This window comes from Paenibacillus sp. Y5S-9 (assembly GCF_036894235.1).
In the GTDB taxonomy this organism is placed as follows: domain Bacteria; phylum Bacillota; class Bacilli; order Paenibacillales; family Paenibacillaceae; genus Paenibacillus.
Genome location: NZ_CP145887.1, coordinates 3780978 through 3794565, shown reverse-complemented (window position 1 = coordinate 3794565; position 13588 = coordinate 3780978). Strand labels below are relative to the sequence as shown.

At 41.0% G+C, this 13588-nt stretch carries 13 protein-coding genes and 1 pseudogene; 2 read left to right on the top strand and 12 right to left on the bottom strand.

Going from position 1 to position 13588, the window contains the following annotated elements; translation table 11 throughout:
• Positions 1-447: 447 nt before the first annotated feature.
• The 3 genes from V6669_RS16705 to V6669_RS16695 form a co-directional block, all read right to left on the bottom strand.
• Entirely contained in the window at positions 448-1443 is a 996-nt protein-coding gene (locus V6669_RS16705; protein WP_338587031.1) for a glycoside hydrolase family 43 protein, read from the bottom strand.
• 364 nt (positions 1444-1807) lie between these two features.
• Positions 1808-2161: a hypothetical protein gene (locus tag V6669_RS16700; RefSeq protein ID WP_338587030.1), complete on the bottom strand. Its 354-nt coding sequence runs from the start codon at positions 2159-2161 to the stop codon at positions 1808-1810.
• A 516-nt stretch (positions 2162-2677) separates the two neighbouring features.
• A complete protein-coding gene (locus V6669_RS16695; protein ID WP_338587029.1) occupies positions 2678-3367 on the bottom strand; it encodes an SDR family NAD(P)-dependent oxidoreductase in 690 nt (229 codons plus the stop codon).
• Positions 3368-3524: 157 nt separating this feature from the next.
• On the opposite strand from V6669_RS16695, the gene V6669_RS16690 reads away from it, so the two are divergent.
• The gene (locus tag V6669_RS16690) at positions 3525-4109 is read left to right on the top strand and encodes a TetR/AcrR family transcriptional regulator (RefSeq protein ID WP_338587028.1); all 585 of its coding nucleotides are present in this window, start codon (positions 3525-3527) and stop codon (positions 4107-4109) included.
• Positions 4110-4872: 763 nt separating this feature from the next.
• On the opposite strand, the gene V6669_RS16685 is transcribed toward V6669_RS16690, so the two are convergent.
• The gene (locus tag V6669_RS16685; RefSeq protein ID WP_338587027.1) at positions 4873-5832 is read right to left on the bottom strand and encodes an NAD-dependent epimerase/dehydratase family protein; all 960 of its coding nucleotides are present in this window, start codon (positions 5830-5832) and stop codon (positions 4873-4875) included.
• A 37-nt stretch (positions 5833-5869) separates the two neighbouring features.
• Positions 5870-7060 (bottom strand): glycine C-acetyltransferase, encoded by a 1191-nt coding sequence (locus V6669_RS16680; protein WP_036673649.1) that lies wholly within the window; start codon positions 7058-7060, stop codon positions 5870-5872.
• A 674-nt stretch (positions 7061-7734) separates the two neighbouring features.
• Between V6669_RS16680 and V6669_RS16675 the strand changes: the two genes are divergently transcribed.
• Positions 7735-8280 carry a cupin domain-containing protein gene (locus V6669_RS16675; RefSeq protein WP_338587025.1) on the top strand — a complete coding sequence of 182 codons (546 nt, stop codon included), beginning with the start codon at positions 7735-7737 and terminating at the stop codon, positions 8278-8280.
• Between the two features lie 426 nt (positions 8281-8706).
• On the opposite strand, the gene V6669_RS16670 is transcribed toward V6669_RS16675, so the two are convergent.
• The 7 genes and pseudogenes from V6669_RS16670 to V6669_RS16640 form a co-directional block, all read right to left on the bottom strand.
• Complete coding sequence (locus V6669_RS16670) at positions 8707-8919, bottom strand: hypothetical protein (protein ID WP_338587024.1); 213 nt, start codon at positions 8917-8919, stop codon at positions 8707-8709.
• A gap of 505 nt (positions 8920-9424) precedes the next feature.
• The gene (gene pssA / locus V6669_RS16665; protein ID WP_338587023.1) at positions 9425-9946 is read right to left on the bottom strand and encodes a CDP-diacylglycerol--serine O-phosphatidyltransferase; all 522 of its coding nucleotides are present in this window, start codon (positions 9944-9946) and stop codon (positions 9425-9427) included.
• Between the two features lie 646 nt (positions 9947-10592).
• The gene (locus V6669_RS16660; protein ID WP_338594976.1) at positions 10593-11363 is read right to left on the bottom strand and encodes an AAA family ATPase; all 771 of its coding nucleotides are present in this window, start codon (positions 11361-11363) and stop codon (positions 10593-10595) included.
• A gap of 182 nt (positions 11364-11545) precedes the next feature.
• Positions 11546-11986, bottom strand: coding sequence for a hypothetical protein (locus V6669_RS16655; protein WP_338587022.1), 441 nt, complete (start codon positions 11984-11986; stop codon positions 11546-11548).
• On the bottom strand, positions 11987-12193 hold the full coding sequence (locus tag V6669_RS16650; RefSeq protein ID WP_338587020.1) for a helix-turn-helix transcriptional regulator: 207 nt from the start codon (positions 12191-12193) through the stop codon (positions 11987-11989).
• Positions 12194-12517: 324 nt separating this feature from the next.
• Positions 12518-12955 carry an Imm26 family immunity protein gene (locus V6669_RS16645; protein WP_338587019.1) on the bottom strand — a complete coding sequence of 146 codons (438 nt, stop codon included), beginning with the start codon at positions 12953-12955 and terminating at the stop codon, positions 12518-12520.
• Between the two features lie 289 nt (positions 12956-13244).
• Positions 13245-13298: pseudogene (locus V6669_RS16640) on the bottom strand (hypothetical protein); the annotation flags it as partial.
• Between the last annotated feature and the right edge of the window lie 290 nt (positions 13299-13588).

Below are 13588 nucleotides of genomic sequence, written 5' to 3'. Positions count from 1 at the left end.
GACAAACGTTGCAGCCAAGCGATAGATAAACTGGGCATATTGTTTGGTTTTACTGGCGATGTTGTTCATGATTGTCTGCCCAGAAAGGTTAGTTCATGATACGAAAAATTTACTCAAGCAAAATATTCAATTCATTTAACTTTTATCTCGCCACAGGATTCCATCATAATACTGTCCCCCTTCACTTCTCATTTGATGACTAACGATTTGGTCTGCAAAATATTCTAAGTGAGCTCTTATTATTAATGGTATTGGTCCTCAATAGAAAGAATCATATTTTACTGTTCATAGTGTCACAGTAAAATATTCTTTGTTCAGCAGAGATTTTCTCCAAGTTTGAGTGACACAACTGATCCTCCTATCAAAAAAGCAGCCCCGTCAGGAGCTGCCTCATGTTATGCCTTATCTTGTAATTTTATCTGTTTCTGTTTCCGCTAACCTGTCAGCTTACTCAGCACCCGGATAAGGGTTGATCTTCTGGATCGTTCCGTCTTCGTTGTATTTCAGCTCGGAATATTTAACGCAGCGCTTGTGGTTGACGCCTTCCGACAGGGAGCTGTCGTGATAGAACAGATACCACTTGTCTTCAACTTGCACAATGGAGTGGTGGGTTGTCCAGCCGATAACCGGAGAGAGAATCTCGCCCTTGAACGTGAATGGTCCCATCGGGTTCTTGCCGATCGCATATACGAGCTTATGCGTGGTTCCTGTAGAGTAGGACAGGTAGTAATAGCCGTTATATTTATGCACCCATGGGCCTTCAAAATATCTCCGTTCCTCATCCCCAGCAAGAATCGGATTCCCGTTTTCATCGACAATCGATATCTCGGCAGGCTTGCCTTGGAAGGACAGCATGTCGTCGCTAAGCAGTGCAACTTGCGGTCCAAGCGCCGGCTGGTCAGGAGCAGGTCCTTCTGCATCTGGCACGAAGCTGCCGGTCTGCCATTTCTCCAACTGGCCACCCCAGAGTCCGCCGAAATAGATGTATGACTGATTGTCGTCATCCACCAGTACGGCCGGATCAATACTGAAGCTGCCTTCCATATAATTCGGTTGCGGCATGAATGGGCCTGCCGGAGACTCTGATGTTGCCACACCCAGACGGAAGATGTCGTCATGATCCCGTGCCGGGAAGAACAGGTAATAGGTATTGTTCTTATAAGCGGCATCTGGTGCCCAGAGCTGCTTGGAGGCCCACGGAATATCTCTAAGATGCAACGCTTCGCCGTGATCAACCACAGGGGAGTCAAAGTTGTTCATCGAGAGGACATGATAGTCTTCCATTTTATACTGGTCGCCGTTATCATTGCTCGGCTCGTCATGATCGAGATCATGGGAAGGATAGATGTAGATTTTGCCCTCGTAGACATGGGCGGACGGGTCCGCAGTGAAGATGTGGGTTACGAGCGGCTGGTGGGGCTTAGGTAGTTGTTGTTGATTCATAAGGCATCTCCTTTGGTATTGGAATAATAGAATCCTTCATATACGGGATTACGGTAATTCATTGATTGCATCCTCAGAATTAAAAGCAAGCGTTTACAATCTCTATTGTTATTGTATAAGCCCTGCTTATTCTTTCCTAGTACACATAATAAAGAACTTCCCCCGAAAAAATGTACAATTCCCGCCCATCTCATTATTCTTATATTCTACAATGAAGTGATCCTTTTTGCCGTTGTCTTGTCGCACATATTATTTCTTCTCCTCTAGATCGCAACCATTATATGTCTTCACAAGTTTTTGAGCTCGTAAGCTTTTTTCTCGAAGTTCCACCGTCTCACGTTCGTAATACACTTTTCCTTTATTATCACTTCACTCTTTCGGAAATATTTTCACTTATTTCTTCAGGATTTTCAACACCAATGATCAACTTTGATATGCTGAACATACCAACTTTTAAGCTATTCAAATCTAAATGAAGAGTTTCAAGCTCATTTTCAAAAAAGTGGAGTTGATAACCACCATTTGATCTAAATAACCCATTTCTCTTTTCTCCTAATAAAGCACCATATAGTTTAAAAGCATTGGGTATTGGTCTACCTGTTGTTATTCCCTCGATTGAAGAGTATGGAATTTGCAACCCTTTATCTAATTTTAAAAAGGGTGAGTTTCCAAAGTCGATATTTACGTAGGTTTCCATTAGTTGAATTTTACGTTCCATATTTTGATTTCCCCATTTTCTTTTCAAATAATCCATTTATTTCATAACCCATAATTACATATAATACCACAGACACCTCTTTTATTCATGAAAGTCTAAGCACTGCCCTCCGCGCCTTCGCGGGTTACTTCCTCCTTTTTATATTCCATTTCCAATCATTTATTAAAGAACCTACGCGTGTAGCATGTAGTGCTTAAACAGGGACTTGTCTTTAACCTAAACACTAAGAAAATACTATATTTTCACTGGACAATTAGTTTATTTTTCCTACACATTTGTTAAATGAAATTGTATGAAACTTAGTTAGGTGTTTATCTAATCGGTACAAGTTCTTGTCCCTCGACAACTTAAAATCCGTGCAGTAGATCGGTTCCTGTACCAACAAAAAAGAAGTCGCTCCTATAGCGACTTCTTCATCTCTTTCAAGCGTTTCTTAGCACAAAATATATGCCTAGTTCTAAATCTCATCTACTTGGTTCAACTGTATGTTATGACCTGCTGAAATCATCACCAATGTTAAAACAGAATGCTTTCGGGGGTAACACCCTTAGGATACTCTTCTTCCCATACGTTTTTCTCTACATAGGCCTGGTACCACATCTCTGCAATTACATCCGGATCATTGATTGCACCGGTACCTGACTCCTTGATCAATAAACCTAATGAGCGGTGGCCCACAAAAATCCCTTGAGCAGACAATGAAGTATGAAGATTAGCAACATAATTGCGTAACCCTGAAAGAGCAATACCGATATTCCCCATCATGAACACAGGGTACATGGCGGATAATCCTGAGGTAAAGAGTAAGGCTCCCTCTTTCCTAGCGAGCATATCAGGGAGAACAGCATTGACGACATGGATGGCACTAACCACATTCGCCTCAAATGCGTCCCTGGCGTTCTCCGCCGTTAACTCCAATACAGAAGTGGGAGGATAATTGCCTGCTGTTGGACTGAATTCCAACACATCAATCCGACCATACTTTTCTTTCATGTTGGTCATAGCCTGTTCAATCTGTTCCTTGTTAAAAATATCTGCTACGAAATAAGATGCCTCGATACCATCCGCTTTCAGTTCATCCACCATATCTTGCAGTTTTGCAGCATTTCTTGCAACTAATGCCACTTGGAAGCCGCGCTTGCCAAAGTTCTTCGCAATAGATAATCCTAATCCCTTACCTGCACCAACAATCGCCAGTGTTTTCATTTATGATTCTCCTTTTATGAATGAGTTAGTGAGTTCAATTGACAGTTGTAATTGTAAAACGTACACTTAAAAGACTCAATGGTTGATATAATTCAATGTGTTACTTAAACATCACTTTTGATAAATCCGACTATTATTTATGGAGGGGAAGCGCGAATTGGGTAAAGATAAAGTGGATCTGCGCATTCTCAAAACGCGGAAAGCCATTAAAGAAGCGTTTCTGAGATTAGTACAAACCAAAGGCTATGAACGAATTACTGTGCAGGACATTGCGGAAGAAGCGATGATAAATCGCAACACATTTTATTTGCACTATGTAGATAAACCTCAATTCATGGAGAAGTTATTTCAGGAAAACGTGGAGAGTTTAAATGCTTGCTTAAGCCTGGAAGTGAGTTCAATTCATGAGATGGATAAAGATATGTTTGCTACCATGTTAAAAACGATTTTCGACGATATTGAAGCAAATATGATATTTTTTAAGACAATGATCACTCAAAATATTTATCCAAACTTCTCCGTATACTTGAAAGAGGGTTTTAAAACGATCATTTTTTCGGGGATCGGCGATCATCGCCACGATGAGAAGATAAAAATTGGCCTCGAATACATGATATCTGGATTGGTAGGAGTAATTTGTCTCTGGATAGTTGAACCGGAGAACTACAGGGTAGATAACTTTATCGAGCAACTGAGTGAAATTCACTATTCTAACATGGTTGACTTGCTGAAGGATACTTGATAATAAACTAGTATGATCTGAACAGAAAGGCTATTCTTGCCGAATCTGATCTGGCTCGACTCCCTGCGTAGATCTGTCAGAACTAGGCAGGCATAGAATAATGTTTGCAGTCAGATACGAAGATAACGGTACTGTCCTTACTCCTGCGTTCTAAACGCTTTCAAGTACCATGAGCCTGTCATGAATCCACATGACAAAAGCTACGTGGCTATAATGCGAGTCCGATATACTTTGAATCAACTTGCTTAATAGGTAATTTCCACCACTACAAAACAGAATATCCCCGTTAAGTATAAATCCTCATACATCTTCATATTTGGACACGAACATTTGAATTACTACCTCTGCCAAGAAGCCACAATTCGTGTTCCTAAGCATGAGCGTGAGATACCAAGAGCAATCTACGAAACCGACATCGACGAGTTCGTAAGCACATATTCGCGTCCCGATGGTTGGCGCAGATTGATTGGTCTTTACCGGAAAAACGTTATTTCTAATAAAAAAATCGTTATTCACGCGAATTCTTAAATTCATGTGCTTTTTTCTTGCCACATGATCTTCATCATGATGCTATTTAGATAGCTACCTAATCCGAAATGACACAATGTTCTTGTCCTTAAAACAAAAAAAGCCGCTGTAATAGCGACTTTAATGGAACAATGTTCTTGTCCCTCGACATTTTCGTTCTGTTTTTGTTTTTTTATAAGTTCCCCTTTCTTGCTTTTTCTAGCGATGTCACTCTTCGATCGAATTCATAATAATTTTAAGCCTTGCGAAGCATTTGTCTATCGCTTAGCTGTGAAAGCATATCCTTTGTCATGGCCTTCAGGTCGTAGCGAGCATGAAATCCCCATTCTGTTTTCGCTGCCGTCGCATCAATGGAATGCGGCCAGCTATCGGCAATCGCCTGTCTCTTCGGATCAACGTCATAATCGAGGATAAAGCCTGGAAGCTCATCCCGAATCGCTGCAGCGATCGCCTCCGGATCCACGCTCATTGCGGTGACATTAAATGAATTGCGGTGCATCAACCGGGAAGAATCCGCTTCCATCAAATCGATGATTGCGTTCAGGGCATCCGGCATATACATCATGTCCATGTTTGAGTCCTTGGCGATATAAGATGTATACCGGCCAGCCGTCACGGCTGCGTAATAAATTTCCACGGCGTAATCCGTCGTTCCTCCGCCGGGAGGCGTCATATAAGATATCAAACCCGGGAATCGCAGCCCCCTAGTATCCAGGCCGTATTTGTGAAAATAATAATCACAAAGCAGTTCGCCGGACACTTTGTTCACGCCGTACATCGTATTGGGCCTCTGGATCGTATCCTGAGGGGTATTGTCTTTCGGAGTCAAAGGACCAAAAGATCCAATGGAGCTTGGAGTGAAAAATTGGCAGCCGATCTCCCTGGATATTTCAAGTGCATTCATCAATCCGCCCATATTCAAATTCCAGGCAAGCAGCGGTTTCTCCTCTGCGGTAGCCGACAGCAGCGCAGCCAAATGGATGACGGTATCAACTTCGTACCGCTTGGCGATTTCGAACATCGCCTTATCATTTGTCACGTCCAGCAGCTCGAATGGCCCGGATCGGGTAATTTCGTGGGCTGATGACCTGAGATCCGTAGCAACGACGTGATCCGCACCATAAATTTCACGTAATTTAACAACTAACTCAGAACCGATTTGGCCCAGTGCTCCGGTCACCAAAATCTTGTACATAAGACATTCCTCCCGAAATGTACTCCCGCGAATACAGCTAAATCAGCTTCATTTCCTTGCCAACTTTCTCATAAACGGAGATCACCTGGTCGAGCATCTCCTTGGTATGGGCAGCTGTCGGCATGTTGCGTATTCTTCCGGTTCCTTTCGGAACCGTGGGAAACAGGATTGCCTTGGCGTAAACGCCTTCTTCATAAAGCCGTTTGCTGAACTGTTGGGTGGTTACTTCATCGCCAATGATACAAGGTGTGATCGGCGTTTCGCTTTGGCCTACATCATATCCAAGCCGACTCAAGCCATTTTTCAAATCATTGCCGTTCTCCCACAGCTTCTCGATCAGCTCTTTGTCATTCATCAAAATGTCGACAGAAGCGCTGCAAGAAGCGATTGCAGCCGGAGGTAGCGATGTCGAGAACAGAAACGGACGGCTTCTCAGCTTCAACCATTCGATCAGCTGTTTTTTACCCGCCACATAACCGCCGACAACGCCAATCGCCTTGGAAAGAGTACCAATTTGAAAGTCAATGCGGTCGGACAATCCAAAATGCTTCACGGTTCCCGCACCTGCTCCGAGAACGCCCGAACCGTGGGCATCATCCACATAAGTAATCAGATCGAATTCTTCTGCTATTTTCACGATTTCAGGCAGCTTTGCTATATCACCATCCATGGAGAAAACCCCATCGGTGATGACCATAATTTTATGGTACTGACCGGATTCCTTGGCATCTTTCGCCTGCTGTCTTAAATCATTCATATCCGAATGCTTAAAGCGAATCACCTTGGCTCTCGACAGGCGGCAGCCATCAATAATCGAAGCGTGGTTCAGCTCATCTGATAAAATCGCATCATGCTGGTCCATTACCGCGGATATAGCAGCCATATTGCAGTTAAATCCCGATTGATACACGATAACGGCTTCCGTTTTTTTGAAACGGGCCAGTTTTTCTTCAAGCTCAATATGAAGATCCATCGTACCATTAATTGTTCTCACAGCCCCTGCGCCTGCCCCGTATGTCTGCGACGCCTTAACTGAAGCATCAATCAGGCGGTGATCTGTTGCCAGTCCCAAATAGTTATTGGAAGACAAATTGATTAAGGACTTTCCGTCGATACGAATAACAGGACCATTTGCACCCTGCAGCGTATCGATGACGTTATATAGACCTTTAGTTTTTAGATCTTCGATGTTCGAACTTAAAAATTGGTCCAATGCTTGACTTGACATTCCATTCCCTCCTCGATATACGTATGTCCTCGTACAAGAGACACAGTATTATTCGAAAAAACCCTGTTATAAAAGGAAATAAACTAATTTCAATGTATCATCATTTTTATTTTTTGTACACATGTGGAGGACAAAAAATAAAAAATCCGCAAAAAACATAGCGATTTCTTCCCCATTCTCGGAAGCAATCGCTACTAAATCTTTGCTTATATCTTTTGTTGTTCGGTAGTTTGCGATACCATGCCGATTAGATACACGACTAATCGGTAATAGGAACAGGTTCTTGTCCAATACGGTAATCGGTACAAGTTCTTGTCTTCGACTCGGGACACGAACTTGTACCGATAAAATTAAAAAGCCGCTAAAATAGCGACTTCAATGGGAATATGTTCTTGTCCCTCGACAGCATTTCAGGTTTATTGGAAAGTCTGGGCGTCTCTTCATTGCCAGTTTTTCAGCTTCTTCAACTGTAGTAGCTTCACCCAAGTTCATAAAAAGAGCTGTAGCTTTTCACTAAAACACTCGGCAAATGATTACAGCGTTTATTTATGGAAACGCTCCACGTCATAAAACCAATGTAATCATGTAGGCTCCTGCCCATTATTGCAAATGTTGTATACCTTTATATAGGCGGCTGCATAGGTTGTGAGTAGACATTTCATCTAAGAAGGAGAATGAGTATGTATCATAAATTATTTCATCAAAATCAGTCGCATAATCCAATGCCTAACATCCAGAATAACAACGGACCGGGTCTCACCCCTCCGTATTGCCATGGAAATGTGAACCTTAGTCACCCTGGTGGAAATATAGAATTAAGAGATTATGGACAACAACCACTTGTAATCAATATTGATCAAGCCGCAAAGTATAATCAGAATTATCGCACCGCGCTATGGACGGGAAAGCATTTTCAAGTGACTCTGATGAGTATCCCTGTTGGCGAAGATATCGGATTGGAAGTCCATCCGACAACCGATCAATTCATTCGTATTGAAGAAGGTCAGGGACTTGTGCAAATGGGTGACGAGAAAGACAACTTGAATTTTCAAACGATGGCCTGTAAGGACTATGCCGTTATGGTGCCTGCTGGAAAATGGCACAATATCACCAACATAGGCAGCGTACCTCTTAAAGTGTACGTCATCTACGCGCCGCCTGAGCATCCTTATGGAACAGTTCATGAAACAAAAGCCATTGCCATGTCTTCTGAAAGTTAGTTGATCGTATTCTAATGTAAACCAATTTTAATACAAAAGCCTGATTTCTCTTCATTCGTCGTGGAGAAAAATCAGGCTATTTCTTAGGTCTGATATAGCCAATAATCATGTTAAAACTCCTAACTGCAATTAACATTATTACGCTGGCGTTGTCCGCCCGATAGCTGAATTCCTCTCTCTCCTACCTTTGTTTCATATTTTTTTTGGTAAGGCATCTATGAAATCATGGGCATATGCAAGTTGTGCTACGTTAATCATCTCCAGTTTGCTCACTTTGTCTTCCCGTCCATAGATAATATTTTTTCGAATTGTACCTGATATAAGAGAGCTTTCTTGAGACACATAACCGATTTTTCTGCGCCAATCATGAAGAGAAAATGATTTGATTGGTTTATCACCCCAATATATATTTCCTTTTTCTGGATTCTAAAATCTCTCAATACGCGAAAAAATGGTTGTTTTTCCACTTCCGCTAAGAACAACAATAGCAGTTACTTTACGATCAGGTATAGGAAACGTAGCATTCAACAGAATTTGTTTATCACTTTCATAACCAAAACAAACCTCGCCAAACTCTAAGAAGTTATTCTTATCCGGCATGACATCAACGTCATCAAAGGCATCAGTGCCGTTTCTCAATTCTTTTTGTTCCGAGTAAATTGGAAATAAAATTGATTAAGCGATCGGTAATGAGCGTTTTAATCTCAATGTTATCGTTTGAAACGCGACTCATGAGATCCGCAGAGTGGTAGCGATCAAAAAAACGCATCGGTAGATAAAGCATCTTTTCCTAAAGCTGTTTACGCACTTGATTGACCATTCTATTTCCGACATAAGCTAACAGATAATATGAGAGTCCACTTGATACGGCTTGCAAAATAAAGATAAGAACAAGCTGTATAATCATAGTGGCATTTAATAATTCCAAACGAAATTGATCAATCATATTTCCGGTAACGATTGGAACTATTAACCACGCAAAGAACTGATAATACTTAGAATAAGAGCTATGCATAGGACCAGCTTGGGAACTCCTGTACAGAATAAAAGCTTCGTTAAATAACGTAGGCCGGTTTTATTTAAAGGTTTGTCACAATCTCGATTATTTGTATATCCATCTTGAATACTCATAATTTACTCCTTATTATATTTTCTTGAATTTTATACTTGATACCATTAAATAGGAAAAGGCAAGCAATGTAATTACGGATATAAGTGTTAAACTATCCGTACTTGGTGCAATCACCGAGTATGTGGAGAGAACAAAACCTGCCACGGTTATTGGAATTCCACGAAAAGTACCTTCAAATTCTCTTATATTAAATAGCGCCAGTCTATAGGAGCCACTGACGATATATAACAATAGAGCAACTATACCTAGAATCCTCATCATGCCAAGATCATCAAAATTGAATTTAAAATAAATAAGTAAAGCTGGAGCAATACCAAAGGAAACCAAATCAGCTAAGGAATCCAATTGTTTACCGAATTCACTGCAAACATCTAATCGTCTAGCGATTATCCCATCGTATCTATCTATAAATGCTGAAATAATGATATACATTGCACTTGCGAAGTAATTTTGATTAATTACCTCGACAATTGAAAGTACACCAAATGACAAATTTATAAAGGTAAGCATATTGGGAATATTCTTTATAAACATAGATTATCCTCACTAATAATGAATTTTATTACGACTTCTTATTATTAATATTCTTAAATTGTTGTTATTTACCCTGTTATCTACCCTCTTCTGTTTGCTAATGTTTTTAAGATTACGTGAGAATTCTTAAGATGGGGGGTACATATTTCTTAAGAATTCTTAAGTCGCTTAGTATCTGAAATCTATTGGTGGCTAATTTAGTACTACAGGGTAAAATCAGGACCACCCGTCCAACGGGTGGTTTGCTCTTGAGGTATAACCCCCTGTTGCCAAACTGCGCCTAAAGGCGCTAGCCACTTGGGGCGTCCTAGTCTACGGAGGAGCCCTTTTTCGTGATTTAAATACTCATACGTAAACATATACAAAAAAAAGGATCGTCAGCATTTCTGCAACGATCCCTGTTGTCAGTCCGCTAGTCGAAATCAGCAGCTGATCAATTTGATGCCTTTTTAAGTTTGATTAAGCTAACGTTTCCCGTTAGCGTAACGAGTTGTACTCTGACTTGTCATTAATCCTTAATAAAGTACTCATTTACCAATACTATCAAGCCAATAATAAACAATATAACACCCACAATGAACGGGAAACCCAAAGATTGGGACATATAAAGCAGCAGCCAGTATAACAGCTAAAGATATCAGTTAGCTTAATCTTGAGCTTCTTCGAATAACTCTCTGAGCATCCGATCCTTGTTATTCACAAACTCTTTCATGATCATATAATGCTCTGTTTCTTCCAATATTTGGACTTCGATACCATCCGGCTTTAGATTGTAAATAATCGAATCTGGGTATGCCATAAGGATCGGGGAGTGGGTCGCAATTATAAATTGAGAGTTTTGCAAAACAAGTTCATGAATTCGTGTCAGCATCGCCATTTGGCGAAGGGGAGACAATGCAGCCTCAGGCTCATCCAGTATATATAATCCATTCTCTCCGAACCGATGAATGAAAGTGGAAAAGAACGACTCTCCGTGCGATTGCTCATGCAAGGACTTGCCACCGTACGAATCTTTAATAGGGCGAATAGGGCGACCGAATGAAGGTTGACTGTCCAACTCATCGATCGTTGTGGCTAAATTATAATAACTCTCTGCCCGGAAGAAGAAGCCATCCCTCGGGCGTCGCGGACCTTTGATCAATTGTATATATTCATATAAGCTCGAGTGAGTAGCCTGGGTTGAAAAGGAAAAGTTGATCGTCCCACCCTCCGGGTTAAATCCCCATGCGACAGCAATGGACTCCATCAGTGTTGATTTGCCCATTCCATTTTCACCTACGATATAGGTTACCTTGGGGTGGAAATCAAGAGTATTTAGGTTTCGAATGACCGCCAAATCAAAGGGGTAACGATTATAGGTGGGTACTTGTTGCCTCTTAAGCTGAATTTGTCGTAAATAGGGATGCTGTATATTAATATAGTTCACTCCCTTTTAAGCCTTTGATCGTTATGCTTACCTTTATTGGGAAACGCTGACTCATGTTAGTCTCACCCTTTATTTTACTCCATCAATCAAATAATACCATATACCGAAACTAACCTGTCCGTAAATCGATATCCGGTAAACATTCACTTCTCTCCACTGCTTTGATCTAAACCTTAAATTTCTCTCGCATAATACATCCACAGTGCAAAAAATACGATTAAAACAAACAATAAGCAAGCTAGTAAGGTGTAGAATATCAAGGGATTAAAGAAACCGGCGACCACGGAGGCAATGCCCAGACCAATGAGAATGATTGCTGTGCTGAGTGTGCCGGCACTCTGGAATATCATTACACTCCGCTCGTCGTTCTCCTCAATATACTGCTTCTTCAGCTCGGCTTCATTATTACTGGCTTTTATATACCTGACGAGGAAAAAAGCGACGGCCACTTCAACCCCGATAAAAGCTCCTGTGTGAAATCCCTTTATAAAACTAGGTAAATCGGGTAGTCCACCTCGGTAAAATATAAGTCCTACATAGATCAATAGGGTAGCAGCAGCTACCAGTGACAGTACGTTTTTACGAGTATTTACTTTAATCTTGTACTTGTCCATTTACAGTTCCTCCACTTCGCTGAAATCAAAAACATCTTCAATGGCGAGTCCGAAAAAATTGGCAATTTTGTAAGCAAGAATAAGGGAAGCCGTATACTTTCCCCTTTCAAGAGAGGTGATGGTTTGCCGGGTAACACCAACAATTCGTCCCAGCTCTTCCTGTGACAGCTTATGCTGCTTACGCAGTTCTGCAATTCTTGTCTTCAAATGATCACGTCCTTGCAATGTTTACTTTGCATTTTTAGCATAGTTCACTTTGCATTATGTGTCAAGTTTACTTTGCATTTTTGCTTACTTCTGAATTCAAAACAAGCCAAGCCTCTCTTTGTAAAAGGAGGGCTTGGCTCGGTTGATTTTGTTTATATAAGATGTCAGAAGAATTTACTTTAACAGAGCAAATGGTTGAAGCGCTTGATGTTCCCCCTATAGAAACGTATGTAGGCCGTGACTTAATGTTTGTATTGGAAAGTGAAAAAGCGGTTCAAACCGCTACACCTGATACTCTGGAACCATAGATGGTATACACGCACACTATTTATTCGGGTCTCGGTGCCACTTATCATCTCCCATTATTCTATCAACAATATGATGGGCTTCCCAAACAGCCGCAATCTCTAATCCTTCGCATTCTTCGCTATTAGAAGGTCTAGTCTCTCCCATATGATAAATCAAATATTCTCCTGATATCTTATCAACGATACAGGCAGGTGGGGGCCACGCCTCTTCTTCATCCGGGAACGGACGATTCTCAACGACCGGCCAATCACCTGATTTCAGTACATCATCATATACACCCACGATAAATTGGTATTCCTCTTCTTGAGGTATCTCTTCTATCGTGTCACTTATCACATTATAGATTGCAATGCTGGCATCTTTAAGCCTTCTCCCAAAGGCAAACTTAGCGTTAGGCAGAGGTATAGCGTAGATATCACCCAATTTCATTCGTTTACTTCTCGTATTTTTCACGGTTTTCCAAACTCCTTCGTTGAGGCTTTGATATACTTACTGTACTTCTTATTTATGGTGGTTATCATCCCTTTTAGCGATGTTTTCTAAAGACGTGCCTTTTCCACTTGTTCGCCCAGTATAAACAGTACCCGTAGTTCATTACATTCGACCGTCCCCGGTCGGTTGATATTCTGGGAATGGCCATTATCAATCCTGTTAGTATTTTTCAAGTTCTGTCTTTAAATCCTCAATTAGTATATCGACTTCTAATACAGCAGAATCAGCATTATTTAAGAATATTGAAGGTTTAAAACCAACCATCAGTTGCACAGTATTCCGCGAATTCTTTCTTAGGCCAAAATGGAAGTAATTTATTACCTTTATCATCTTCAGTAACTGACCACCATTCTCATAAAGCCCCCACACTTCTTCTGAATCCACTACTTTTTTGATGAAGTATTCATAACGAATATTTGCAGGGAGATTGATGACTGATTCAAATTCTTTCTGATTCATATTTCCTCCTAATGATGTATCTTATTTTTCCATTATTATTGTATCTATGTTGCGTCTAGGAATCATTTTCTGGTTATTCAGGTAACCAGTATGTTACCTATGTTCTTGTCCTTCGACAAGAGTTGCAGCCGATGA